At 69.7% G+C, this 24,783-nt stretch carries 23 protein-coding genes, 1 tRNA gene and 1 pseudogene; 13 read left to right on the top strand and 12 right to left on the bottom strand.

Going from position 1 to position 24,783, the window contains the following annotated elements; translation table 11 throughout:
- Positions 1 to 141: 141 nt before the first annotated feature.
- Positions 142 to 639, bottom strand: coding sequence for an SseB family protein (locus IG02_RS0110625; RefSeq protein WP_030744657.1), 498 nt, complete (start codon positions 637 to 639; stop codon positions 142 to 144).
- Positions 640 to 802: 163 nt separating this feature from the next.
- Between IG02_RS0110625 and IG02_RS0110620 the strand changes: the two genes are divergently transcribed.
- The 3 genes from IG02_RS0110620 to IG02_RS0110610 all read left to right on the top strand — a co-directional run bounded on the left by IG02_RS0110620 (position 803) and on the right by IG02_RS0110610 (position 4,916).
- On the top strand, positions 803 to 2,629 hold the full coding sequence (locus IG02_RS0110620; RefSeq protein ID WP_030744656.1) for an acyl-CoA dehydrogenase: 1,827 nt from the start codon (positions 803 to 805) through the stop codon (positions 2,627 to 2,629).
- 431 nt (positions 2,630 to 3,060) lie between these two features.
- Positions 3,061 to 4,365: a M18 family aminopeptidase gene (locus IG02_RS0110615; protein WP_030744653.1), complete on the top strand. Its 1,305-nt coding sequence runs from the start codon at positions 3,061 to 3,063 to the stop codon at positions 4,363 to 4,365.
- A 323-nt stretch (positions 4,366 to 4,688) separates the two neighbouring features.
- The gene (locus IG02_RS0110610; RefSeq protein WP_030744652.1) at positions 4,689 to 4,916 is read left to right on the top strand and encodes a DUF6458 family protein; all 228 of its coding nucleotides are present in this window, start codon (positions 4,689 to 4,691) and stop codon (positions 4,914 to 4,916) included.
- Positions 4,917 to 5,027: 111 nt separating this feature from the next.
- Here the strand turns inward: IG02_RS0110610 and IG02_RS0110605 are convergent, their stop codons facing one another.
- Entirely contained in the window at positions 5,028 to 6,992 is a 1,965-nt protein-coding gene (locus tag IG02_RS0110605) for an NHL domain-containing thioredoxin family protein (protein ID WP_030744650.1), read from the bottom strand.
- Between the two features lie 197 nt (positions 6,993 to 7,189).
- Here IG02_RS0110605 and IG02_RS42705 point away from each other — a divergent pair.
- Both IG02_RS42705 and IG02_RS0110595 read left to right on the top strand, forming a co-directional pair.
- Positions 7,190 to 7,491 (top strand): annotated as a pseudogene (locus IG02_RS42705) (XRE family transcriptional regulator); the annotation flags it as partial.
- Between the two features lie 312 nt (positions 7,492 to 7,803).
- Complete coding sequence (locus IG02_RS0110595; protein WP_030744646.1) at positions 7,804 to 8,628, top strand: maleylpyruvate isomerase family mycothiol-dependent enzyme; 825 nt, start codon at positions 7,804 to 7,806, stop codon at positions 8,626 to 8,628.
- Positions 8,629 to 8,725: 97 nt separating this feature from the next.
- Here the strand turns inward: IG02_RS0110595 and IG02_RS0110590 are convergent, their stop codons facing one another.
- Together IG02_RS0110590 and IG02_RS0110585 are read right to left on the bottom strand one after the other, a co-directional pair.
- Positions 8,726 to 10,030, bottom strand: coding sequence for an MFS transporter (locus IG02_RS0110590; protein ID WP_030744643.1), 1,305 nt, complete (start codon positions 10,028 to 10,030; stop codon positions 8,726 to 8,728).
- Entirely contained in the window at positions 10,027 to 10,707 is a 681-nt protein-coding gene (locus IG02_RS0110585; RefSeq protein WP_030744641.1) for a GntR family transcriptional regulator, read from the bottom strand. Before IG02_RS0110585 ends, IG02_RS0110590 begins: the two co-directional genes overlap by 4 nt.
- Before the next feature lie 497 nt (positions 10,708 to 11,204).
- Here IG02_RS0110585 and IG02_RS0110575 point away from each other — a divergent pair, with 497 nt between their 5' ends.
- The gene (locus tag IG02_RS0110575; protein ID WP_030744637.1) at positions 11,205 to 11,738 is read left to right on the top strand and encodes an NUDIX hydrolase; all 534 of its coding nucleotides are present in this window, start codon (positions 11,205 to 11,207) and stop codon (positions 11,736 to 11,738) included.
- Here the strand turns inward: IG02_RS0110575 and IG02_RS0110570 are convergent.
- Positions 11,716 to 13,062, bottom strand: coding sequence for a hypothetical protein (locus IG02_RS0110570; RefSeq protein ID WP_030744634.1), 1,347 nt, complete (start codon positions 13,060 to 13,062; stop codon positions 11,716 to 11,718). The genes IG02_RS0110575 and IG02_RS0110570 overlap by 23 nt on opposite strands.
- Positions 13,063 to 13,185: 123 nt before the next feature.
- Between IG02_RS0110570 and IG02_RS0110565 the strand changes: the two genes are divergently transcribed.
- From IG02_RS0110565 to IG02_RS0110545, 5 genes are all read left to right on the top strand, one after another.
- Positions 13,186 to 13,386, top strand: a complete 201-nt coding sequence (locus IG02_RS0110565) for a hypothetical protein (RefSeq protein WP_234314687.1) — start codon at positions 13,186 to 13,188, stop codon at positions 13,384 to 13,386.
- A complete protein-coding gene (locus IG02_RS0110560) occupies positions 13,386 to 13,715 on the top strand; it encodes a hypothetical protein (RefSeq protein ID WP_030744630.1) in 330 nt (109 codons plus the stop codon). Before IG02_RS0110565 ends, IG02_RS0110560 begins: the two co-directional genes overlap by 1 nt.
- A 194-nt stretch (positions 13,716 to 13,909) precedes the next feature.
- Entirely contained in the window at positions 13,910 to 15,034 is a 1,125-nt protein-coding gene (locus tag IG02_RS0110555) for a radical SAM protein (RefSeq protein WP_030744626.1), read from the top strand.
- Positions 15,031 to 15,195 carry a hypothetical protein gene (locus IG02_RS42095; RefSeq protein ID WP_199813990.1) on the top strand — a complete coding sequence of 55 codons (165 nt, stop codon included), beginning with the start codon at positions 15,031 to 15,033 and terminating at the stop codon, positions 15,193 to 15,195. Before IG02_RS0110555 ends, IG02_RS42095 begins: the two co-directional genes overlap by 4 nt.
- A gap of 88 nt (positions 15,196 to 15,283) precedes the next feature.
- Positions 15,284 to 16,150: a GNAT family N-acetyltransferase gene (locus IG02_RS0110545; protein ID WP_030744623.1), complete on the top strand. Its 867-nt coding sequence runs from the start codon at positions 15,284 to 15,286 to the stop codon at positions 16,148 to 16,150.
- Between the two features lie 142 nt (positions 16,151 to 16,292).
- Here the strand turns inward: IG02_RS0110545 and IG02_RS0110540 are convergent, their stop codons facing one another.
- The gene (locus IG02_RS0110540) at positions 16,293 to 16,559 is read right to left on the bottom strand and encodes a hypothetical protein (protein WP_030744621.1); all 267 of its coding nucleotides are present in this window, start codon (positions 16,557 to 16,559) and stop codon (positions 16,293 to 16,295) included.
- A gap of 107 nt (positions 16,560 to 16,666) precedes the next feature.
- On the opposite strand from IG02_RS0110540, the gene IG02_RS0110535 reads away from it, so the two are divergent.
- On the top strand, positions 16,667 to 17,707 hold the full coding sequence (locus IG02_RS0110535; RefSeq protein WP_030744619.1) for a hypothetical protein: 1,041 nt from the start codon (positions 16,667 to 16,669) through the stop codon (positions 17,705 to 17,707).
- Between the two features lie 535 nt (positions 17,708 to 18,242).
- Here the strand turns inward: IG02_RS0110535 and IG02_RS0110525 are convergent.
- The 3 genes from IG02_RS0110525 to IG02_RS0110515 all read right to left on the bottom strand — a co-directional run bounded on the left by IG02_RS0110525 (position 18,243) and on the right by IG02_RS0110515 (position 22,551).
- On the bottom strand, positions 18,243 to 20,057 hold the full coding sequence (locus tag IG02_RS0110525) for an IS481 family transposase (protein WP_420707735.1): 1,815 nt from the start codon (positions 20,055 to 20,057) through the stop codon (positions 18,243 to 18,245).
- 1,343 nt (positions 20,058 to 21,400) lie between these two features.
- Positions 21,401 to 21,697: a hypothetical protein gene (locus IG02_RS0110520; RefSeq protein ID WP_030744613.1), complete on the bottom strand. Its 297-nt coding sequence runs from the start codon at positions 21,695 to 21,697 to the stop codon at positions 21,401 to 21,403.
- A 575-nt stretch (positions 21,698 to 22,272) separates the two neighbouring features.
- Positions 22,273 to 22,551, bottom strand: a complete 279-nt coding sequence (locus IG02_RS0110515) for a hypothetical protein (protein WP_030744610.1) — start codon at positions 22,549 to 22,551, stop codon at positions 22,273 to 22,275.
- Positions 22,552 to 22,629: 78 nt separating this feature from the next.
- On the opposite strand from IG02_RS0110515, the gene IG02_RS0110510 reads away from it, so the two are divergent.
- Entirely contained in the window at positions 22,630 to 23,385 is a 756-nt protein-coding gene (locus tag IG02_RS0110510; RefSeq protein WP_030744608.1) for a GntR family transcriptional regulator, read from the top strand.
- Between the two features lie 147 nt (positions 23,386 to 23,532).
- Here the strand turns inward: IG02_RS0110510 and IG02_RS0110505 are convergent.
- The 3 genes from IG02_RS0110505 to IG02_RS0110495 form a co-directional block, all read right to left on the bottom strand.
- Positions 23,533 to 23,617, bottom strand: a tRNA-Ser gene (locus tag IG02_RS0110505).
- 148 nt (positions 23,618 to 23,765) lie between these two features.
- Complete coding sequence (locus IG02_RS0110500) at positions 23,766 to 24,221, bottom strand: VOC family protein (RefSeq protein WP_030744605.1); 456 nt, start codon at positions 24,219 to 24,221, stop codon at positions 23,766 to 23,768.
- A 56-nt stretch (positions 24,222 to 24,277) separates the two neighbouring features.
- Entirely contained in the window at positions 24,278 to 24,646 is a 369-nt protein-coding gene (locus IG02_RS0110495; RefSeq protein ID WP_234314686.1) for a hypothetical protein, read from the bottom strand.
- Between the last annotated feature and the right edge of the window lie 137 nt (positions 24,647 to 24,783).

Genomic DNA, 24,783 nt, shown 5'->3' with positions numbered 1-24,783 from the left:
CCCGCGCATCCCCCCACATCCCCGCGCATCCCCCCGCACCCCCGCGCGCCGTCGGCCCAGGACAGACCAAGGGCGCACCCGTGTACGCGGGTGCGCCCTTGGGGGCGGCGAAGTCGGTGCGGGGTCAGCCGTACAGCGGGGTCAGCCGTACATACGGCGCATCGCGAAGTCCACCATCTGCTCGACCGCCTTCGCGTCGAACACCATGCGGTGATCGCCCTCCATGTCGAGCACGAAGCCGTACCCCGTCGGCAGCAGGTCGATCACCTCGGCGCCCGTGATCACGAAGTACTTCGACTCCTTCCCCGCGTACCGCCGCAGCTCCTTGAGCGTGCTGAACATGGGGATCACCGGCTGCTGGGTGTTGTGGAGCGCGAGGAAGCCGGGGTTCTCACCGCGCGGACAGTAGACCTTCGAGGTCGCGAAGATCTGCTGGAAGTCCTCCGCGGACAGCGTTCCCGTCGTGAACGCCCGTACGGCGTCGCCGAGCGACGGAGGTGACGGTTCCGGGTACAGCGGCTGCTCGCCGTACCCGCCGGGGCCGACCCCGCCCATCTGCCCGCCCATCTGCTGGTGCGCGTGTGACGACGGATGCGCGTACTGCTGCTGAGCGCCCGAATTCTGGTCGTAGCCGTACATGGCGGCAAGCGTACTGAGGATCGCGGCCGGGGGGAGCCTCGTCACAGATGAGAGAAGAGGGTTGCTTCTTATTACCCACGGGTAGCATCATCGGTAGCTACTTACTGGTACAAGCACGAGGGTTCTGCCTCCTCTGCCTCCCGAGCCTTACGGAGTCGTCGTCATGGGGCACTACAAGTCGAATCTCCGCGACATCGAGTTCAACCTCTTCGAGGTGCTCGGGCGCGACAAGCTGTACGGCACAGGACCGTTCGCGGAGATGGACGTCGAAACGGCCAAGAGCATCCTCGAGGAGGTCGTCCGCCTCGCGGAGAACGACCTCGCGGCGTCCTACACGGACGGCGACCGCACCCCGCCGGTGTTCGATCCCGAGACCGGCACCGCCCCCCTCCCGGCCACCTTCAAGAAGAGCTACCAGTCCTACATGGACTCCGAGTACTGGCGGCTCGGCCTGCCCGAGGAGATCGGCGGCACGACCTCTCCCCGCTCGCTGATCTGGGCCTACGCCGAGCTGGTGCTGGGCGCGAACCCGGCGGTGTGGATGTACGCGTCGGGTCCCGCCTTCGCCGGGGTCCTCTTCGACGAGGGCACCGAGGCACAGAAGAAGATCGCCGAGATCGCGATCGAGAAGCAGTGGGCCTCCACGATGGTCCTCACCGAGCCGGACGCGGGCTCGGACGTCGGCGCGGGCCGGGCGAAGGCGGTGGAGCAGGAGGACGGCAGCTGGCACATCAAGGGCGTGAAGCGGTTCATCACCTCCGGTGAGCACGACCTCTCGGAGAACATCCTCCACTACGTGCTCGCCCGCCCCGAGGGCGCCGGCCCCGGCACGAAGGGCCTCTCCCTCTTCCTCGTACCGAAGTACGAGTTCGACTGGGAGACCGGCGAACTCGGGGCGCGCAACGGCGTCTACGCGACGAACGTCGAGCACAAGATGGGCCTCAAGGTCTCCAACACCTGCGAGCTGACCTTCGGCGACCGGCACCCGGCCAAGGGCTGGCTGATCGGCGACAAGCACGACGGCATCCGGCAGATGTTCCGGATCATCGAGTTCGCGCGGATGATGGTCGGCACGAAGGCCATCGCCACCCTCTCCAGCGGCTACCTGAACGCTCTGGAGTACGCCAAGGAGCGCGTGCAGGGCCCCGACCTGGCGCAGTTCATGGACAAGTCGGCGCCCAAGGTCACCATCACGCACCACCCCGACGTGCGCCGCTCGCTGATGACGCAGAAGGCGTACGCGGAGGGCATGCGTTCCCTCGTCCTCTACACGGCGTCCGTCCAGGACGAGATCGCGGCCAAGGAGGCCGAGGGCGAGAACGCGAAGGCGCTGCACGGGCTGAACGACCTGCTGCTGCCGATCGTCAAGGGGTACGGCTCCGAGCAGTCGTACGAGCAACTGGCACAGTCCCTGCAGACGTTCGGCGGGTCCGGCTACCTCCAGGAGTACCCGGTCGAGCAGTACATCCGGGACGCCAAGATCGACACCCTCTACGAGGGCACGACCGCCATCCAGGGCCAGGACTTCTTCTTCCGGAAGATCGTCCGCGACCAGGGGCAGGCGCTGAACACGCTGGCCGAGGAGATCAAGACATTCCTCGCCGTCGGCACGGGCGGTACGGACCTGGCGCCGGCCCGCGACGCGCTGGCCAAGGCCGCCGTGGACCTGGAGGCCATCGTCACGCACATGCTGACCGACCTCACGGCCACCGGCGAGGACGTCGCCAACATCTACAAGGTCGGCCTCAACACGACGCGGCTGCTGATGGCTTCGGGCGATGTGGTGGTCGGCTACCTGCTGCTGCGCGGGGCCGCGGTGGCGGCGGAGAAGCTGGAGACGGCGACGTCGAAGGACGTGCCGTTCTACCAGGGCAAGATCGCGGCGGCGAAGTTCTTCGCGGCGAACGTGCTGCCGGGCGTCTCGACGCAGCGGGCACTGGCGGAGTCGGTGGACGGGTCGCTGATGGAGCTGGACGAGGCGGCGTTCTAGACGGCGCGTTCCCGAAAGGCGGCGCGTTCCAGAAGCGGCGTGCGGGGGGGGACGACGCAGCGTTCCGTGGCCCCCGTAAGGCCGCTCCCGGGCCGCCCCGGGACCGGTGCGCGTACTGGTGCGCGTACTGGTGCGCGTACTGGTGCGCGTACTGGTGCGCGTCGCTCGGACCGGTGCCCGCACCGGTCCGAGCGTCCGCGCGGGGGGGGGTGCTCCTTTCCCCGCGGGGGAGGGCCCCCCCGCCGTTTCCTGTCTCTCCCCCGGGCACCGTCTGTGCCCGCACGCACGCCAATTCGTGCCCGTTCGCACCTTGGGCGGACCTTTTCGCGACGCTCCGCCCGGGGGCTCGGCACGGGTTCGTTCCGGCCAGGCGCGCGCGGTCCGAACCGGCACTGGAGCCGGTGTCGGGACCCGTCGTTATGGTGAACCCCATGAGCACTCCCGCCCGCTTCGACCGCGGCCACACCGACGACCTCATGTCCTTCCTCGCGGCCAGCCCATCGCCGTACCACGCGGTGGCCAACGCCGCGGAGCGCCTGGAGAAGGCCGGCTTCCGGCAGGTGCGGGAGACGGATGCCTGGGACGGCTCGGCAGGCGGCCGATTCGTGCTGCGCGGCGGCGCGATCATCGCGTGGTACGTGCCGGAGGGCGCCGAGCCGCACACCCCGTTCCGGATCGTCGGCGCCCACACCGACTCCCCGAACCTGCGGGTGAAACCGCTGCCGGACACCGGCTCGTACGGCTGGCGCCAGGTCGCGGTCGAGATCTACGGCGGGACGCTGCTCAACACCTGGCTCGACCGCGACCTCGGACTCGCCGGCCGGGTCACCCTGCGGGACGGCTCCCACCGGCTGGTCAACGTGGACCGCGCGCTGCTGCGCGTGCCGCAGCTCGCCGTGCACCTCGACCGTTCGGTGAACACGGACGGGCTGAAGCTCGACAGACAGCGCCACATGCAGCCGGTCTGGGGCCTGGGCAGCCCCTCGGAGGGGGATCTGATCCGCTTCGTGGCGGAGGAGACCGGCACGGGCGCCGACGACATCATCGGCTGGGACCTGATGGTGCACGCCATCGAGCCGCCCGCCTATCTCGGCCAGAACCGGGACTTGGTGGCCGGGCCCCGGATGGACAACCTCATCTCCGTGCACGCCGGAACGGCCGCGCTGATCGCGGCGGCCACCCGGGCGGGCGGCGGCGCGCCGCTCCCGTACATCCCAGTGCTCGCCGCCTTCGACCACGAGGAGAACGGCTCGCAGTCGGACACCGGCGCCGACGGCCCGCTGCTCGGCACGGTCCTGGAGCGCTCGGTGCTCTCCCGGGGCGGTGGGTACGAGGACCGGGCGCGGTCGTTCGCCGGCACGGTCTGTCTGTCGTCCGACACCGGCCACGCCGTGCATCCGAACTACGGCGACCGCCACGACCCCACGCACCACCCGCGCCCCAACGGCGGCCCGATCCTCAAGGTGAACGTGAACATGCGGTACGCGACGGACGGCAGCGGCCGGGCCGTGTTCGCCGCGGCCTGCGAGAAGGCGGGCGTGCCCTGGCAGTCGTTCGTCTCCAACAACGCCATGCCGTGCGGGACGACGATCGGCCCGATCACCGCGGCCCGGCACGGCATCCGGACCGTCGACATCGGGGTGGCGATCCTGTCGATGCACAGCGCGCGCGAACTGTGCGGCGCGGAGGACCCGTATCTGCTGGCGAACGCGCTGGTCGCGTTCCTGGAGGGCTGACGCCCGGGCGGTGCGGCCCTGTTCGACCGCCCGAGGCGAGCAGCCGGTCCGCGCGAGGCTGAGCAGCCGCACGAGGCTGTGGCAGCCGGCCCGCAAGAGGTGAGCGGCCGGTCCGCCCGTGGCCCGCACGTCCGTCGCTCCCGCACCCGCCGCCCGTACGGCCGCCGACCAGGCCGACCGTGACTCTCACGTCCGCCGACTCGCACGTCCGCCGGCCCGACCGGGCATCGCCTCGAACGGCCGCCGCCCGCATGGCCGTTCCGGACGGGGGTACGCGAACCCATGGCCCGGAACGACCACCACTCACACAGGAGGCGGGATTCATGGGCATAGGCGGATGCATCGTTCTTGTCGCGGTGGGGGCGATCCTCACCTTCGCGACCGACTGGGAGATCGACACGGTCAATCTCGATCTGGTCGGTCTGATCATGATGGCGGTCGGCATCATCGGTATCGCCACGTTCACCAGCATCGCCCGCCGTCGGCGGGCTGTCGTCCCGCCGGTCGCCCCGACCGTCGTGGACCGGGACGACCACCACACTCGTTACTGAGCGTGTCGCCGACGACACGTGTGCCGGGCGTCGACGCGAGCCGGAAGCCCGGGCGCGCCGGACACCTGGGCGCGTCAGACACCGGTGCGCGTCAGAACACCCCTCTGCGTGTCAGGCGTCGGCCGGGGCGTCGAGCCCGGCGAGCACGAGCGCGAGGCGGGCGGCTCCCGTACCGTCGGAGCCCCCCGTGCCACTCGTGGCGTCCGTACCGCTCACGCGGACCGGCACTCCCCAGTCCTGCTGGTGCACATGGCAGGCCGGGTATTCGTTGGCGGGGTCGTCGTCACAGGACGCGGCCATCGCCGAGACGTGCAGGACGCCCTCCGGCACCCCGTCGGCCAGCACCAGGTCGCGGCTGAGGTCCGTACCGGAACCGGCGCCCTCCGCCAGCAGCTCGGGCGGGGTGGCGGAGACCAGGAGCCGGGTGGAGGGACCGTACCGCGTGTCGAGCTTCTGGCCCGTCGGGGCCGAGAAGAGCACGTCCAGCCGGAGCGGGCCCGGCGCGACCTCCGTGGCGGCCCGCCGCGTGCGATGGGCGACGGCCTCCACGCGGACCGCCTCGTCCGGCAGCCGCAGCCGGGTCAGCCGGTGGCGCGCGGACTCGACCACGACGATGTCCTCACCGACCAGCACGGCGTCGCTGGGCTCGCGCAGATCCGTGGCGAGCGTGGTCACCTCGCCGGGAGCGCCCTCGTGCGCGCCGGGCGCGTAGCGGCGCAGGGCATGGTTGTACGTGTCCGAGACGGCCACCGAGCCGTCGGGCAGCGCGGTGACGCCCAGCGGGTGCTGGAGCAGGGCCTGCCCGGCCTCGCCGTCGCGGTGGCCGAAGTCGAAGAGGCCGGTGCCCAGGGCCGTACGGACCACGAAGCCGCCGCCACCGGCGGCCGCGGACCCGGCGTCTGCTGCGGACCCGCCGTCGGCCGTGGCTGTGGCGCCCGTGGCGTCCGCGCTGCCTGCGGCATCCGCGGTTTCGCCGTCAGGAGCCCGCTCGACGTACCGCAGGGCGCTGGTCTCCGAGTCGGCGACCCACAGCCGGTCCCCGGCCGCCGCGAGCCCGGACGGCTGGGCGAACCACGCCTGGTCCGCCGGCCCGTCCACCAGCCCCTCGTTGGTGGTGCCGGCCGCGGCCTCGACGGTCCCGGTGGCCGGGTCGTACGTCCACAGCTGGTGCACCCCGGCCATCGCGATCCACACCCGGTCCTGCCACCAGGCGACGTCCCACGGCGAGGAGAGATCCACCTCCAGGGCCGGCCCGGCCGACGGCGAGCCCTGCCACCACTGCCTGCCGGTCCCGGCGACGGTCTCGATCGTGCCGTCGGCCGGGTCGTACGCGCGCAGCGCGTGGTTGACGGTGTCCGCGACGATCACCCGGCCGTCCGGGAGCAGGGCGAGCCCCTGCGGCTCGCTGAACGAACCGGGGCCGAAACCGCGCTCGCCCGAGCCGATGCGGCGCACGACCGTCTCGCTGTCCTCCGCCAGCTCCACGAGCTGGTGCCGGGTGGAGTCCGAGACCAGGAGGTGACCGTCGGGGAGGACGAGCGCCTTGCCGGGGAAGCGCAGATCGGTGGCCACCGGCTCCGGCGGCACGTACGGCCCGTCCCCGCGCCGCAGTGTCCCCTTGGCGGCGTGTTCGGCCTCCAGCTCTCCCACCAGGGTCTCGAGCGCGTGCGCGTGCCCCTCGCCCGCGTGCTGGGCGACGACATATCCCTCGGGGTCGATCACGACGAGCGTGGGCCAGGCCCGTACGGCGTACTGCTTCCAGGTGGCCAGCTCGGGATCGTCCAGGACGGGGTGGTGCACCTCGTACCGCTCGACGGCGTCGACGACGGCCTGGTGATCCGCCTCGTGCACGAACTTCGGCGAGTGCACCCCGATGATCACGACGGTGTCGCGGTGCTTCTCCTCCAGCTCGCGCAGCTCGTCCAGGACGTGCAGACAGTTGATGCAGCAGAACGTCCAAAAATCCAGGATCACTGCGCGACCTCGGAAGTCCGCGAGGGACAGTTCCTTGCCGCCGGTGTTGATCCAGGACCGTCCTCGCAGCTCAGGGGCGCGGACGCGGGCACGCTTAGTCATGCCTTCAAGAGTGCCACTACCGACTCTCTTCATGACACACGCACCATGGAGCCCGTCGTCGCTGAACGAGTCACGGCTCAGTCCGGTTCCCCGGCACCGGGCAGGAGCACAAGCCGCTCACGACGTCACCGGCCGCCCTCGCTTCCCGGCCGCAGGAAACCGACCGTTCGCTTGCGGCGATCCTCCTGGTCGTCGGGATCTCCGTGGTCGCCCTGACCGTCTCCACACGTATCAGGATCAGGCTGGAACACCTGGCCCGGCTCGGCCCCTTGGAGGGATTTGAGGCCCGATTCAGCGCCCGGGAAGACGCGGTCGATCACGTGGGTCCGTCCGTCTTCCGTTTCGATCACGACGCGCTGGTGACACCCCACCTCGCACGGCTGGTCGGGCACGACTCCCCCTCCTCCACCTGCGCGGACAGGGGAACAGCGGCATGTTCGACCGCTTCGCCGAGCACAGCGAGGAGTTGTGGGACAGGGGCGAGCCCGCGCGCGGCTGACCCGCGCCGCAGCGATGGTGACCATCCGGACTCCGGGCCCGGCCGCACCGGCTCGCGTCGGCCGTTTCCGTTGCCCGCCTCCGCCGCCCGATTGCACCGATTCACACCGTACGCCCCGGTCTCGGTGAACCGAGGCCGGGCACAGTACCACCGTCCTGGCGTTCCCGACGTCAACTCGGGCCTACGATCGTCACACGAAAGCACTGCCAGGGGGCCATCGGGCAGCGTAACTTAGCTGCCGAGCCTCCCACGCAGCCCGCAGCCCGCAAGCCGACCGCCAGCCCGCGTACCGCAGAACCGCCGAGGGGTCCCGTGACCGTCCATCCCAGCCTTCAGAACTACGCCGACGCCTGGTCCCACTCCATCGAGGCGCTGACCGAGCTGGTGCAGCCACTCGTCGAGGGCGAGTGGAACAGGCGAACGCCGTGCCCGGGCTGGTCCGTGCGGGACGTCGTCTCGCACGTCATCGGGATGGAGTGCGAGATGCTCGGGGACCCACGGCCGATCCACTCGCTCCCGCGCGACCTGTACCACGTACGGAGCGATTCCGCGCGCTACATGGAGCTCCAGGTCGACGTGCGGCGGCACCACACCGGACTGGAGATCGTCTCCGAGCTGGAGTACACCGTCATCCGGCGCAACCGTCAGCTCCGCAACGAGAACCGCGATCCCGACACCATGGTCCCGGCGCCGCTGCGCAGCCGGCAGACCCTCGAAACGGCCCTGCGGATGCGGGCGTTCGACGTGTGGGTGCACGAGCAGGACCTGCGGCACGCGCTGGACAAGCCCGGCAACCTCGACGGCCCCGGCGCGCAGGTCGCGCGCGACGTGCTGCTGGAGGCGCTGCCGAAGGTGGTCGCCAAGGACGCCGGGGTGCCGCCGCATTCGGCGGTCGTCATCGACGTGAGCGGGCCGGTGGAGTTCCTCCGTACGGTCCGGGTGAACGCGGAGGGACGCGGCTCGATCGACGGCTCGCCGTCGCTCGGCCCCGTGGTGTCCCTGGCGACGGACTGGGAGACGTACTACCGGCTGGCGTGCGGACGGGTACGGTCGGCGGCGGTGGCGGACCGGATCAAGATCGACGGCGATCAGGAGCTGGCCGAGGCGATCCTGCGCGAGTTCGCGGTGACGCCGTAGGGAGCCGCGCGCGTCGCACGGGGCCCCGGGAACTGGGGCCCCGGTCCCTCCCTTCCCCTCCTCTCCTCTCCTCTTCGGCCTCGCCCCTCACGACCCTTCACACCGGTACGTGCACGGCCTCCACCCGGCTGGCCACCAGCCGTTCCCGCTCGCGGCGCGCGGTACGCGCCCGTAGCCGCAAGATCTGTACGGCCCCCAGCGCCTGGAGGACGAAGAGGGAACTGAAGGCGATCCGGAAGTTGTCGTCTGTCGCGTCCAGCAGAACGCCGACCGCGAGCAACGTCGTCATCGAGGCCGTGAAACCACCCATATTGACGATTCCGGAGGCCGTTCCCTGACGCTCCGGCGGGTTCGCGGGCCGGGCGAAGTCGAAGCCGATCATCGAGGCGGGGCCACAGGCGCCGAGGACGACGCAGAGCGCGATCAGCAGACCCATCGGGGCCCGGTCACCGGGGTACGCGAGCGTCGCGGCCCACAGCAGGGCCGTCGCCCCGACCGTGCCGAGGGCCAGCGGCGCGCGGGCGGCGTGGTGGCGGCCGATGACCTGCCCGTACACCAGGCCGACGACCATGTTGGAGAGCACGATCAGGGTCAGCAGCTCACCGGCGACGGCCCGGGACAGCCCCTGCGCCTCGACCAGGAACGGCATGCCCCACAGGAGCAGGAAGAACATCGCGGGGAACTGAGTGGTGAAGTGCACCCACAGGCCAAGCCGCGTGCCGGGTTCGCGCCAGGCGGCGGCGATCTGCCGGCGCACGTACGTGGCGCCGGCGTGCTCGGCGGGCGGCGGCTCGTACCCCTCCGGGTGGTCCTTCAGGAAGAGCAGCACCAGTACGAGGACGAAGGCGCCGGCGAGGGCGCTGCCCGCGAAGGTCGCGGTCCAGCCGAGGCCGTGCAGGGTGCGGGAGATGACGATGGTGGAGACGAGGTTGCCCGCCATGCCGATGAGCCCGGCGAACTGCGCGATCATCGGGCCGCGACGGGCCGGGAACCAGCGGGTGCCGAGCCGCAGCACGCTGATGAACGTCATCGCGTCACCACAGCCGAGCAGGGCCCGGGAGACGAGCGCCATGCCGTACGAGGGGGAGAAGGCGAAGCCGAGCTGTCCGACGGTGAACAGCACGACGCCGATCGTCAGCACCTTCTTGGTGCCGAGCCGGTCGACCAGCAGGCCGACGGGTATCTGCATGCCCGCGTACACGAGCAACTGGATTATGGAGAACGTCGACAGGGCCGAGGCGTTCACGTCGAACCGGTCGGCGGCGTCGAGGCCGGCCACGCCCAGGCTCGTACGGAAGATCACGGCGACGAAGTAGACGGCGACGCCGATGCCCCAGATCCAGGCGGCCCGGCGGCCGCCGGGCGGATCGCCGGGCAGGGTGGCGGAGACCGCGCTGCTCACCGGCTCCCCGCCTCTCCACGGACCAGCACCTTGACGCGGCTGACGTGGCGGCGCACGCACGAGGCGGCGGCCTCGGCGTCGCCCGCTCTGATGGTCTCGAGCAGTTCGGCGTGCTCGGTGATGTTCTTGGCGATGCGGTCGGGGTGTGCCTCCATCACGGCCACGCCCATCCGCAGCTGCCGGTCCCTGAGCTGGTCGTACAGCTTGGAGAGGATCTCGTTGCCCGCGTTCCGCACGATCTCGGCGTGGAAGGACCGGTCGGTGACGGCCACGGCCGCGAGGTCCCCTTCGCCGGCCCTCCGACGCTGTTCCTCCAGGAGCTCCGCGAGCCGTTCCAGCAGCCGCGCGGGGGCGGGTACGGCCTTCCGCACGGCGAACTCCTCGACCAGCAGCCGGGTCTCCACCACGTCCGCGATCTCCTGCGCGGAGACGGCGAGGACGAGGGCGCCCTTCTTGGGATAGAGCTTGATCAGCCCTTCGACCTCGAGCTTGAGGAGCGCCTCGCGCACGGGCGTACGGGACACTCCGACGGCCTCGGCGAGCTCCCCCTCCGTGAGCAGGGTGCCGCCTTCGTAGCGGCGGTCGAGCACGGCTTTCTTGACATGGCTGTAGACACGGTCGGCGGCGGGAGGTCGTTTGGCGGGCGCGGGTGCGGGGACAGCGGCTGCTGAGGGCATGCACACAGCTTAGATACAACAGCGGGGCGGCAGCATCGGCAGTCCGGGATACGGACGGGTACGAGGGGACTACGGGGCGAGGGCGCGGCTCTGACCCGGGAGAGCCTTCACGCCCAAGGTTCCGCGAGAACGCGCGAACCTCGGCTACTTCAGCGTGCTCGCGACCACTTGTCCGTCGGCGCCGACGGACAAGTGGTCGCCGTGGAGGCCTCTCCGACGTTCCACGAGCGGCTGTCCCAGCACCTGCGGCTCAACGACTGCCGGAACGTGCGCGCCCTGAACGCCGCCCCTCTCCGACAGCCGGAAGACGCTGACGTTCGTGCTCGCCGGCTCGGCGAGCACGGGCGCGAACAGCATCGTGCCGTACGACGGGCCGGCGGAGTCGTCGTTCGGGCAGCGCCCACGTTCTCGTCGGCATGACACGAATCCCCGGTGAACCTAGCTCTAGTTGGCCCCGGCTCTGCGATGCTGGAGGCCGATGGAGAGGGGCCGCAGCGATGCAGTGGAAGATCCACGGGGAACGTCCGATCTACGAGAACAGCTGGGTGAACCTGTGGCTCACCGACGTCGAGACACCGGACGGGAACCGCTGGGAGCACCACGTCGTCAAGCTCCGGCACCTGGCGGTGGCCGCTGTCGTCAACGAGCGGCGCGAAGTGCTGATGATGTGGCGACACCGGTTCATCACGAACGCGTGGGCGTGGGAGTTGCCCATGGGGTTGGTCGAGGAGGGCGAGACCCCGGCCGAAGCGGCGGCCCGTGAGGTGTTGGAGGAGACCGGCTGGAGGCCCGGTCCGATCACGCCACTGATCTACGCCGAGCCGGCCAATGGCATCACCGACTCCCAGCACCACATCTTCCGCGCTGACACGGCGACGTACGAGGGCCCGCCGACCGAAAAGAATGAGTCGGACCGCATCGAGTGGATCCCGCTGGCCGATGTGCGGGGCATGATCGACCGCCGAGAGATCGTCAGCAGTGGCTCCCTCGTCGGACTGCTCTACGTGCTCATGGACGAGGCGATCCGCTGACCTGACGGGGCAACGCTTCCCGGAGCCTGGACTCGAACACCACCGCCGCCGGTTCCCGTCGGAAGGGGCCCAACCGCTCGTAGAACTCCCGGAGGTGGCCGGCGACTCGTTGCGAGCTGACGGCCGCTGCCGGGGCCAGGGCGTCCATGGCCGTGTGGCACGCCTCGTCGAGTTTGCCGCGTTGGAGCTGGGTGCGGGCGAGCCAGAAAGTGTGGAAGGCGCGGCCTCGGTGATTCGTCTGGTGTTCTCGGCGCAGAGCGTCCGCAATCAGGGGTTCGGCGAGGGCGGCTTCGCCCAGGCGGCCGTGCGCGATACCGGTGTCCACGATCAGCTTCGGCTCGTCGAAGTAGGCGACCCAGGCCGGGTCCGGATCACCGGTGCTGATCCGTCCGAAATGGGTGTGGGCTTCCGAGATCGCGGTGTGAGTCGCGCCGTGGTTGCCGAGGGTGGCGTGGGCGAAGGCTTCGCGCATCGCGAGCATGGCCAGCACACGCGGTGTCGTCCCCGCGGCCGTTCGGGCCTGGTCCTGCGCGGCCGTGACGAGTGCGAGGGCGTCACCGGGCTTGTCCTGGTAGGTGGCCTGGAGGCTCATGCAGGCCAGGACGTTGGCCATGAACTGGCGGTCGTCGATGGCCTTGGCCAGGCCGAGGGATTCGGTGAAGTAGGCGCGTGCCTGGTGGTACTGGCGGGCGTCGAAGTAGGTCCACCCGGTGAGCCGGGCCAGCTCGGCCGCGATGCTGTGCAGGCCGTCCCGCAGAGGAGCCGGACGCTGCTCCTTGAGGAGATCGACGACGTAGCGGAGCTGACCGACGACCGCCGGCCGTAAGGTCTCGCCGCCATGCTCGTCGTCCCGGCGCCAGTAGTCCGCGATCGACGAGTGCAGCGCGTCCAGCGTCGACGCGCTGAGATCCCGCTCGGCCGCCAGGGCGAGAATGCTGTCGACGTCCGCCCCCGGCAGTCCGGCGACAAGCGGCTCGACGGCTGAGGCCGGTACCTCGGCCGATTCGCGCGGCGTGACCGTCAGGCTGGGCGGCGTCTCCCAAGAGCGTCGGGCAAGTCCGAGCATGTGTCCGGGGATGCGCAGTCCGTCCGAGATCCGTTCGATCACGTCCATGTGCAGCAGCTGCCGCCGTCCGGCAATCACCTCGCCCACGCGGCTCGGCGTCAGGTCGCAGCGGCGCGCGATCATCGACGGATAGATGCCTGCTCGTGCCTTGACCAGCTGAAAGATGCGGCCGAAGTCTCTGGCCTGGCATGCCTCGATCATCACTGGGTCCGTGAGCAGGCTGACCGGGAGTTCCTTCGAGCGAGATGGCTCGGGCATCGGGCACGCTCCGGCATGAGGACTACGGATCGCCGCACTTGGTCAACCGAGGGTGATGTTACCCAAGTTGGGTAATCCGCTTGGCCTTTCTGGCCGGGCCCGTGAATCGCAATGCTCCTGGCCATGGCGAACGGACAGGACGACGTACGGATGACGCTGCGGGTCTCCCGCGACTCCGGCCAGACGTGGGGGCCTCTCACGGAGGTACGCGTGGGCGAGGACCCGGTGGTCCCGGAGAATCCGGGCCGCTACCCGCCCTGCGTCTGCCCCCGGTGCTCGCAGCAGGCCCGGAAGGCCAACTCGCCCTTCCGAATGGTGTCGTGATGCGTTGCGCGCACTGGCGTCGGGTGCCCCTCGACCTGGCACGGGAAGCACGGGAGAAGTCGGCCGCGAAGCACATCGACAGAGCCGTGCAGTGTCAGCTGTCCGCGCACGATGAGGGTGAGCACTTCGGTCTCCTCACCGACGCCGGCGCGTACGGGACCGCGCTGTGGCTCCGCTGGCACAGGACGGACGAGGCGGAACTCGTCGTGCTACCGGACTGCCCGGTGGCCGCCCCGGGGCCCGACGGCGAGGGCTGCTGTCTGTTCGCCGACCACGCCAAGCAGCACACCTGGGAAGACGCCCTGGAGGAGGTCTCGTGCACCAGCTGATCGCGAGTCCGCATAAGACCTGGCGCCCTCGCTCACCTCGCAACGAACAGTGCGGAGACTGCCGTGGCAGCGGCGCCAATTCGTCCGGCAGAACCTGCGGCACCTGCAACGGGCTTGGCGAGATCCACTGCCGCGTCGGCCGCCAGGAGTCCCGTGTGCTGTCCCGCTCCGTGATCCGGAAGGAGGGGCCACCGATGGCCCACGCTCTGATCGCCTCCCCGTTCCTCGACGGGCACCTTCTCCTCAAGCCGGGAGCAAGGGCCGGTGCCCGAATCTCCACCGGCCACTACGAGGGCCTGCGCCAAGCCACCACCGACGGTGAGTCGCTGCCCGACTGGGCGGTGCAGACCGCCGCCAACATGTGGGGCCTGGACCTGGGCGACCGCCCTGCGCAGGGCACCGTGCTGGTGCGCGAGCCGTCCCCGTACGGCTACTGCCGCGCCTCCTGGGAGATCAACCTCGGCTGCAACTTCGGCTGCAAGCACTGCTACCTCGGCGAGCGGCCCTTCTCCGGCCTCGGCTGGGAGAACAAGGTGCGGCTGCTGGACATCATGCGCGAGACCGGTGTCCTCTGGCTCCAGATCACCGGCGGCGAGCCCACCATGGATCCCCACTTCCAGGGTGCCTACCGGTACGCCTGGCAGGCCGGGATGATGCTCACCATCTCCACCAACGGCTCGCTGCTCTGGCGGCCGGACCTCCTCAAGCTCTTCCGGGACTGCCCGCCCTACCGGCTGGTGGTCAGCATGTACGGGGCGAGCGAGGAGTCCTTCGACACGCTCACCCAGCGCCGCGGGGCGTGGAAGGCGTTCCGGCGCGGCATCGACGCCGCACGCGAAGCGGGTCTTCCTCTGCGCATCAACGTCGTGGTGACCGAGGACAACGCCTCCGAGGCCGATGAGATGGCCGCACTCGCCGACGAGTGGAACGTCGAGAACCACGCGTACACGAACATGACGCCCACGATCTACGGCGGCGGTGAGCCGCTGCTCGCCCAGTCCGCCGCCCACCTGCGGCAGCGCAAGCCGTTCGCCGGCTGCAACGCGGGCCACACCTTCTTCCACGCCGACCCCCACGCCAAGGTCTCGATCTGCAAGGTCGGCCGGGACGACCAGATCGACCTCATGGCTGAAGGCATCGACGGCCTCACCCGGCTCGGCGCCATCGCCGACCGCCTCATGCTTCGCACCGGAGGGTGCGAGGGCTGCGCCCTGTCCGGCACCTGCCGGGTCTGCCGCCCCCTGGCCAAGCACTACCAGGAAGCGAAGGCGCCGCTGCACACCTACTGCCAGCACGGAGACAAGGAGAACGCATCATGACCCCGCCCGTATCGGTGACCATCCTGCCCGGCCCGCCGACCTCGGCCCGCCGCGCGGCACCGCCCGTCGCGACCGCGTCGATCACCGCCGTCCAGGACCTCGACGTGATCGTGGAGAGCGCGGAGTGCTCCTGCGACGCCGGCGACGACAACCCTCACTGACCGGCACGATCCGGTCAACACCGTTCAGGCCCCGGCGTACTCGCGTCGGGGCCTGAGCCCTGCCCGGCCCAGCGTTAGGGTGCCGCTCATGTTCTTCTGCTGGGACTGGCTCCGGCCCGTATTGACCGCGCCGATCGTGCCGACCCTCGGGCCCGTCCACCCCGCTGCCCTGACCGTCAGCATGTTCGAGGACATCCTGCGAGCGGCCGACACCGGGGACTTCCTGCCCTACGACAAAGACCGGCGTTGGGGCGATGAAAAGGATGAGAAAGTCCTCCGTGAGGACGTGGTTCATCAGCCCGAGCACACTCTCATTCCCACGCTGACTAGGCGCGGACGCGGCACTGTGAAGGTCTTCGCCTACGGGCTCCGCGACAGTGTCGTGGAGGAGGCCGCCGAGCTGGCCGCGAAGCTCGCCGCCACGCACGACGTGGTCAACGCCCGGGTCGTACGTCCCCTCGGTCCCGAGACCGCACACCCGCACGGCACCCGCATCCATCTGATGGACTTCACCACCGGCCCCTGCCCCGACCCCGACGGCCCGGTCCGGCCCGTCACCGACTGGCCCGCCTCCGTGCAGGAGACCTTCGCCCCCTTCGCCCAAGCCATGGTCGCCGATGGCCTGGCCTTCCTCCACGCCCGGATGCAGGCTGGCCGATGCGGCCCGGTGCTCGCCAGCGCCGTCGAGGACCGCATCGTGGGCGCGATCGGCCCCATGGAGATCCGGCCCGACGCCATCGGACGCCCCCAGCTCCTCCCCCAGTACTTCGCCGTCCTGCCCGAAACCCGGGGCCAGGGCCTCGGACGCGTCCTGTGGCGGGCCGCCATGCACTGGGGCCAGAGCCACGGCGCCGCCTACCAGCTCCTCCAGACCGAGGTCAACGGCCCCTCAGACCTGCTGTGTCAGGCCGAAGGACTCACCTTCCTCGGCTTCACGCACACCACGTCCGCATAGCTCCGGGCCGCGCCACCCTCTCTGGTCGGCGAGAAGGAGGCACTCTGATGGCGAAGCAGCGGAAGCGAGACTCGGACCGGTTCACGGTCCCAGGCTCGCTCCTTTGCTGGTGGTGAGAACACACCGTTTGTGCGCCGGGAATCTACCTCCTGGCGATGGCGAGGAAGGCAGCGATCGCACCCGCGATCGTGACGACAAGGGTCACGCCGGCGACTGCGACTGTGAGCGGGGTCGCGAGCGAGGGATGCGCGATAGTCACGTAGAGTAGGCCGGCTCCGATGATGAGGATGACGAGGACGAAGAGCAGGATCAGGAGAGAGAGCAAGGCCGCGGCAGCCGGGCCTGCGGAAGCCGGGTAGGACTGCTGAGACTGAGCGGAACGCGTCTGGGTGGAGCTGCTGTTGGTCATGGCACGAGCGTCGTCGCAATCGCCAAAAATTCCTGCCCCACAAAATCGGGGGTGTTCTCCGGACGACCCCGACGGTGCGGAACGCGGGCTTGCGAGATAGTGGCCGTATGGCATTCGGGATGCGGTTCGGTGAGATCGAGATGGACCTCACCGAGACCGGCGTCACCCTGCGGAATCTCTACGGGTGGCCGGGCTGGGTGGTAGAGGTTGACATCGACTGGTCGACCTGGAGCGCGCGCACCGTCCGGGACGTCTCGCCCCCTCGAACCCGGAGCAACGCCCGGCGACCGACCGACGACCCCGAACTGGTCCGACGCATAAGAAAGGCAGCTGAGGCAGCCAGGGAAGTCCCCCGCAGCTCGATTTGGGTGGTCTCCCTGGCTCTTCCCACGCCGCACAAGAAGAAGACGGACGGCATGCATCTGCGAGCCGCCACCATCGCCACGATGTACAACTACGCGCTCAAGCTCGGACTCTCCCCGAAGCGCGCCATCTCGGAGGTCTACGACCTCCCTCTGGTAGGAGCCGGGACTGAGCGCGCGCAGCCCTCCCGCAAATTCGAGCGCTGGATCAACCAGGCCCGTAAGACCATCAACCCAGAAACCGGCAGGCCGTACCTCCAGCCCTACATCAGCGAGCTTCACGCCCCCAGGCTGTGGCCGATCGGCCGCGGACACCCACTGGAGCCGCGCCGCGCACAGCCAGCGATTCCCGAGCCTGTCCGCGAGGGACCGTATGCCGGGCACGTCCTGACCGTGAGGGTATCGAGAACGGCGCCGCCGGACTGGGCAGCCCAAGAAGCCCGGGAACGAGGATCCCGGATGATCGGACCTGACCTGGTCATCGAGGGGTCCTGGTCCAACGGCGAGGAATCGCCGCCACTTCCCGTGCTGCGGGGCGTCAGCCCGAGAGAGACCCCCCGCCAGGTTCTGAGCCTGGTCAAGGAGCTGGAGGGGCGCTATCCCGGGGCGAAGGTCACGGCCACGGTCAGCGCCCAGGCGATGGGACAGCCCCCGGAGCGGACCGCTCGCGGCGTCGGACAGGGCCCCAGTCGTACCCCGGAAGGTTCTGCTGAAGGGCGTGCTCGACTGCGCCGGAGGACCGCTACTGCCCGGCGTGCGCCACGAAGCGCAAGCCCCTACAGCTGACCCGGGCCGTTGGCGACCTCAGCCACAGAAAATCAGCCACGACGGCTGGTGCGCCGAACAAGCACCCGCCACGTGTGTCTCCAGCAACCACCCACCGGCCCCAGCCACGCTTCCCCAATCCGTCACGGTCTCGGCCACGTTGCAGCCTGAGCGTTGCCATCAGCCCCGCCTGACGGATGGGCAGGAGGCCAACTACCGGGAACGGTTCGTTGAACGGCAATCCGCAGTGACCGATGCGAACTTGGAGAGCGCCCTGCTCCTGCCGGCCGTGCTCACCGTGGGGCAGCTGTCGGGGTTCTTCTCGGTTCCGGCTGCCCGCTTCTCGGGCTTTTGCGGCGCGAGCGGGCGGGGGCCGTCGCGGGCGGTGGCGAAGACATGGAGCCGGCGGCGGCCTGGGGCCGCCGCGCCGCGCGGCCCCCGCGAGCGGGCCGCCTTGATCCAGTAAAGAAACTTTGGACAGCTCACCCATCCGACAGCCTGTCGGGTCCCAGCTGATGCACGACGTTCTGGTCCCACCTGAGGCTTGACGGTAGGCCTAGGAAACATGGGAAGCCCCGTGGGGCTTGTTCGCTTTCACGTTACGGACCGGGACATCGGTCGTACGGCGGATCACGCGGATCTGTCCGTCCAGCTCGACAGTGATCGTCGTGTCCGACACGTGCACGGTCACGGTCTGACCTGCGTAGGGGCGGCCGAGCGGGACGGTCTGTCGGCAGACCATGATCGTGCCGACCGCGCTGATCCGCCGCTGCACGCTGACCGGCTCCACGCGGGGCCGTGGCGGCGGTCCGGCCGGACGCAGACCGCGTAGTCCGCGGACTTCCTCGCTGGTCAGCGGGTTGGGTCGCACCCTCAGCAGATCCCGCGAGGACGGCTCGAAGAACGACAGCGTCTCGTCGTCGATCCGGATGCCGACCTGGCGGCCGCCCAAGATCTCCGCCGCCAGCACCTGATGCCCGGCCAGGCCCACCAGGCCACTGTTGTTCACCACCCGGTCCACCTCGAACGCGGCCCCGTCCCCGGCAGGCAGCGGCAGCGGACCGGCCGCACGTCCACCCCGGGCGGCCAGCTGCGCGAGATCCGCCACCGACAGGTGCGACCGCACGCTCTTGATCCGCGTCCCGGCGATCAGCAGATGGATCACCGAGGTGTCGGCCCAGAACGTCACCGTCAGCCCTGACCGGGCCGGGCCGAGCCAGAACTGCTTGCCCGCGACCTGCAGATTCCCACTCGCAGGCACCACCCGCTCGAACTCCACCGGGCCGCCCTCGTCCACCTGCACCACGGCCGGGACCGGCTCAGGCGCAGGGGCAGGGGCAGGAGCAGGCACCGCCCCGACCGGATCCGCCACCGCAGCGGGAGCCGTCCGCTGCTGCGGCACCAGGGCGAGCACCCCGGGGATCTTCAGGCCCAGCACATCCCGTTCCTGCTCGGGGACCGGGGTGAACCGGTCGGCGGGAGAGTGCATGTCCAGCGCCTGATGCGGACGATCGGAGTTGTACTCCTGCACCCACTCGTCCAGCGCCGCCTGAGCCTCCCCGATGCTCTCGAACGGACCGCTGTCGTCGAGGAGTTCACGCCGCAGGGTCTGATGGAACCGCTCGACCTTGCCCGTCGTGGTCGGCGACGCGGGCTGGGTAAGCCGGTGAGCGATCCCGTTCTCCCGGCAGATCCGGTCGGACAGCACCTCACCACCACGGCCGAACCGGGCGGTGAACTGCTTGCCGTTGTCCGTGAGCACCTCTTCCGGCACCCCGAAGGCCTGCAAGGCCCGGGCGAAGGCTGCACAGACCGCCCGCCCGGTCGCCCGCTCGACCACCGACGCGATCACGCAGTACCGGGAATGGTCATCCACCCCCGTCACGATCTTCGCCTCGGTCAGCTCGCCGGTCACCGGGTCGACCAGCATCACCCCGCCGACGATGTCCATCTGCCACAGCTGCATCGGACGGTCGCGCTGCCAGCGCTTGTAGTCCGACCGTTTCCGGCGCCGGACCCCCGGCTCGACCAGCCCATGACGGACCAGGATCCGATACACGGTCATCCGCGACGGCACCGGGCTCACCGTCCCGGACCGCTCCAGCACATGAGCGATCCGCCGCGGACCCCACCGAGGATGCTTACGCCGCAGTTCACACACCGCCGCCTCCACCTCGGCGGACGCCTGATGCGGACACGACGCCGGCCTGCGCGACCGATCCGCCAGCCCGGCCAGACCCAAAGCGGCATACCTCGACTTCCACCCGCTCACCGTCTGCCGTGACACACCCAGCTGCCCTGCGACCTCGGTCACGGTCGCGCCCGCCAGCACCGCAAGGACAGCCCGGTATCTCTGCTCGACAACCGACAACTCCACCAGCGCCAATCCCGGCCTCCCGCCACACGCCGCAACGACGTGCACAGGGGAAAAGCCGATCACGGCCACTGTCAACCATCAGCTGGGACCGAAGTGTCAAGCATCTACCGGGACCGGACACACGACCAGCCCCGACGACGCGGTAGAACTTTCCCTACTTGATCAAGGCGGCTCGCTCCGCTCCCCGCGCGCGGCCCGGCCCCCGGCCGGCCCTGCGCTCCTGTCTCCGCCCCGCTCCAGCCCGGCCGACGCCCGCGCCGCGCGGCGACGTACGGATAGCACCGAAGCCGTTAGTTGATCATCGGAGACTCCAGCCACCGGTCAAAGCGGTGCCTCCGGCGGGGGCGCTCAGGCTCCGAGATGGAGGGGGCGCCGCTGCGAGTGCTGGCCGAGCGTGGCGTGCGCTGGGAGCTCCCATCCCGCCTGCCGTCGCCCCAGGCAGAGCCGAGCAGACGCGGCCCAGGGCGTCAAGGTCGTTCGTACAGTGGCGCGCTCCACCTTGACGCCCTGATCCACGCCCGCTCCACGGTGTGTGGGTCGACGGCAGACGGGATGGGAGCTGGGGTGAGTGGTGGGTGTGTGGGTGAGCCAGTGACCGATTATCTTCAGCCAACCTCTAATGCCGTTTCGCGGCTTATGTGCACCGATCTGCGTGGATCGCACGAGAGTTGCGATGAGTGCAACTCTCTGCGGCGGTCGCAACTTGGCATACATGCAGATCAGAAGCCTGTAGACGGGTCTACAGGCGGACACGGTGGACACATCTCGGGTGTGGTCAGCGCGAGGCCAGAGCGCTTCTCGAAAGGAGCGGAAGCGGGCGGGTGTCCTGCTAGTTTTCGTGGCTTGAAGGAGGCCCCATCCGGGTCTGAGGAGACGTGACGGATGGGGCCGACCAGCGCAACTCGATCGAGCTGCCCCGGAAAGGATGAGATGGATCCACTCACCCCTGTTCAGGAAGAGCCTACTCAAAGGGCCACGAGGAGAACCACGACTGCCACAGCCCTCATGGTGGGAGCTGGCTCGTTCCTCACGGGATGCGCCGCGACGATCACCGCATGGGTGGGAGTGCAGGCATACGCCCAAGGCTGTTCGGTTCCGACGCAGTACAGCAGTGAAGTACAGCAACCACAGCAGCCGACCGCGTCCATCAGCACCCCCTCAATGTCGTAACCCGACAGGTACGACCGTTACTGGCCGATCCATATAGAGCTACGGATCAGAAGGTTGCCGCAGCGGGAGACGCCCGGTTTCATACTGGCTGTCTCCCGCTGTCGGCGATTCCGCCGATTTCTACCCCCGTCCAAGGGTCCCTGTCGCACTACCCTTTTGGTTCCCCTTCAGGGGTAGTCGGGCGTCGCCAGACGGTTTCCGCGGCTGCTTGCTACACGCAGCACGTCTCGCAACGCGCCAGCCAACTGGGCCGCGAGGAGGCTCAACTCCCCTACGTCCGAGGGCTCGTCGTCGAGTGCATGAAGTGCGTGCTCCAGCAGTTCGGACGCCATCCCGAGTTGCATCGCCTCGATGTGGTCTGCCAAGCGGGACATGTAGCTGTCCTGTTCGTCGGCGCTCAGGTAGCACGGCCTGCCTTCCGGTCCCGCCCACGGGAGAAGCCTCAGTTCGTTCTGCGACGTCATGCCCGCGTGTCCCTCTCGGTGATCTCGATGCTGGATGTCGGAGCGCCGCCAGGTGCCCAGCCGCTCACGGGCCAGGGCGGGCCGGAGGCCGCGTGGCAGGGGCAGTCACAGGCCTCGTAGATCACTGGCAGGTCGATCGGTGCCGAGGCCGGAGAGGACTCCGCGCAGGCTTGGTGCGTGCCGATCCGGCAGGCGGTTGATCGGTAGGAGGCGACCGAGGCGCCCGGATTGTTGGGCTGTCGTCGAGAGGGCATCAGCGCACCCCCAGGAGAGCCGACCGGGCCTCGGCCGGCAGGTGGGGTGCGACGACGACTCTCTGCCGCTGTCGTGCGCGCCTTTCCCAAGCCAGTACGTACGGGCGGACGAGCGCAATGTCCTCACCCGAGAGTGAGTGACGGTGATACCTGTAGTCGAGAGCCCGCCTCAGGACGATTGTCGGTTCGTCAGCGGGCGGGTAGGGGGTGGCCGGCGGTCGGGAGGACTTTAAGGGACGGCGATGCCTGCCCTTGGAGGAGTACCGCCCTCTGGTGAGCGCGACGAGACGGCGGATACGGTTGAGCACGCTGAATCAGCTCCTATCGCTGATGGCTCGGTCCCCCGACATCGCCCGTCGTGGGGACCGCTTTGCGTACGACCGCCCAGAGAGTGCGGCCGTTCTGGCTGGTGGCGAGGAGCCCGAACCGATCGGCCTCGGCCACCGCCTCCAGGACCTCCGCCCATGACTCGGCGGAGAGTGATTCCGGCACCTCCGCCTCAACCGATGTGGATCGGGCGTGTTCCTCCACGCGCGTGGGAAGCCCGAGGTCGGACAGCCGGGCGGCGATGGCCGCCGCGCTAACTCCCGAAGCGGGCACAGGGCAGCCTCCGTCACCAGCGATCACTTTGAGTGAAGCTAGTTAACTAGGTTAGAGCTAGTGGACTAGATTTTCCATATGCCTGAGCAGCCGCCCTATCTCCGCGTCGCCGACGAACTGCGGCGGCGGATCGCGGAGCACGAGTGGGAGCCGGGGGACCGTCTCCCCTCACGCACCCAGATCGGCCAGGAGTTCGGGGTGGGCGAGAACGTGGTCCGCCGGGCGCAGGAGTTGTTGATCTCCCAGGGTGTGCTGGAGGGCCGTGCCGGATCGGGCACGTACGTCGCAGAGCCCCGGCAACGCGTGCGGGTCGTCCGGTCGTCGGCGCGCGAGCAGCCGGACAAGTCACCGTTCCGGGCTGACATGAGGGCCGTCGGCCGGCACGGCGACTGGGAGAGCCGGACCGATGCCAAGGTCCCCGCCCCGGCGGGCATCGCTGCGCGGCTGGGCATCACCGAGGGTGACCTGTGCGTCCGAACGTCGTACGAGTTCCTGGCAGACGGCAGGCCCGTGCAGCTGTCGACGAGTTGGGAGCCGTACGACCTCACCGCCGGCACACTCGTCGTCCTCCCCGAGGGCGGGCCGCACGCCGGGGCGGGTGTCGTGAACCGCATGGCCGCGATCGGAATCACCGTCAGCCACGCCGTCGAGCAGCCGGAGCCCCGGCAGGCGACCGCCGAGGAGGCGTCGCTCCTCGGTATCCAGAAGGCCGCGCTCGTCACGCACATCCGGCGGACGTACTACAGCGACCAGGGACAGCCCGTGGAGACGGCGGACATCGTGGTGCCAGCCGCGCACTGCGAGATCGTGTACGAGATCCCGATCAACCGGTAGCCGACAGGCCCCTCAGGCCGTGCCCCAGCCGTGCCCCTTCCGTGCCCGATCGGACGGGAAATCGCGGGGAACGACGGTGTCCGACGGACAGCCCGCAGCACGACGGCCCCCGACCGAGTTGCCTGGTCAGGGGCCGTCAACGTGGTGCGGTGGGTGTGGGATTTGAACCCACGGTGACTCGCGCCACGACGGTTTTCAAGACCGTTCCCTTAGGCCGCTCGGGCAACCCACCCATGCCCCGCCCACCAGTGGCGGAGCGCCTACAGCCTACCGGCTGGCAGATCGGGATGTGCGGCGCCGGGCAGTCTCCCGGGGTGGGGGGCCGGTCCGCTGTTCGTGGGCCTGGTCGGTGGGTCGGGGCGTGGCGGGCGCGGAAGGTCCTAGGCGACGCAGAATTCGTTGCCCTCGGGGTCCCGCAGGACGACGGCGTAGTGGTCGATGCCCGGCTCGTTCATGATCCGAAGCACCGTGGCACCGACCCGGGTCACCCGTTCCACCGTGGCCGTGACCCGCTGAGTGCGTACCGTCAGGGGGACGTCGCGTCCACCGCCCACCTTGAGGTCGAGGTGCACTCGGTTCTTGGTCGCCTTGGCTTCCGGGACCTGCTGAAACCATATGCGTGGCCCCCGCCCCGCCGGGTCGACGATCGACTCCGGCGCTTCCCCGGCGCCGGGTGGCAACTCCTCCTCCAACAGCCCCGCGGCCGCCCAGTAGTCCCGCCATGTCGCGTGCCCGCCGGGTGGGGGCTCGGGCACATAGCCGAGCGCCTCGGACCAGAAGGCCACCAGCCTCTGCGGGTCCGCGCAGTCGATCGTCAGCTGTAGCGTCGCTTCCATACCCGCAGGGTCGCAGACGGGTCGGACAATGCTCCCCTCCCGGCTCTTCGGGAGCGTCAGCCGAAAGCCTCCGCCGGGAGTTCGGGACCGTCGTTCCGGTCAGGGGCGGGCGGCGGCAGCCGGCCGGCTCGGCTTTCCGCGACGCGCAGGACGTCGGCCAGTGCCTCCGTCATCCGGACGAGCGCGAAGCGCAGTTCGCGGGAGCCCGCCGTACGGTCGGCGAGCACCGCCTTCGCGCCCGCGAGGACCTCCGTGCCCGAGGTCGTCTGCGCGGTCTCCAGGAGGTCGGCGAGGCGGGACAGCACGCTCGTGGTGTCGTCCGTCCGCAGGAAGCACGGTTTGCCGTCGGGCGTCGCCCACGGGAGCAGTCGCAGGGAGTCGGACGGAAGCGGGAGCCGGGGCATCGGGTCGTTGTCCTGGTTCATACGGCCGCCTCCCACCTCTCGGCCCCCGTATGGCACGCGCATCCGCACGTCTCGTGGACGAGGGGCGGGACGGCGGGCGGAGCCGGTGGTTCCGACTCTCCGCACGCGAGGTGGGTGCCGATGCGGCATGCGGACGA

It is taken from the genome of Streptomyces sp. NRRL F-5135, assembly GCF_000719775.1.
Taxonomy (GTDB): domain Bacteria; phylum Actinomycetota; class Actinomycetes; order Streptomycetales; family Streptomycetaceae; genus Streptomyces; species Streptomyces hebeiensis.
Note: the sequence above shows the minus strand (reverse complement) of the source record. Positions and strands in the feature narration are given on the sequence as shown.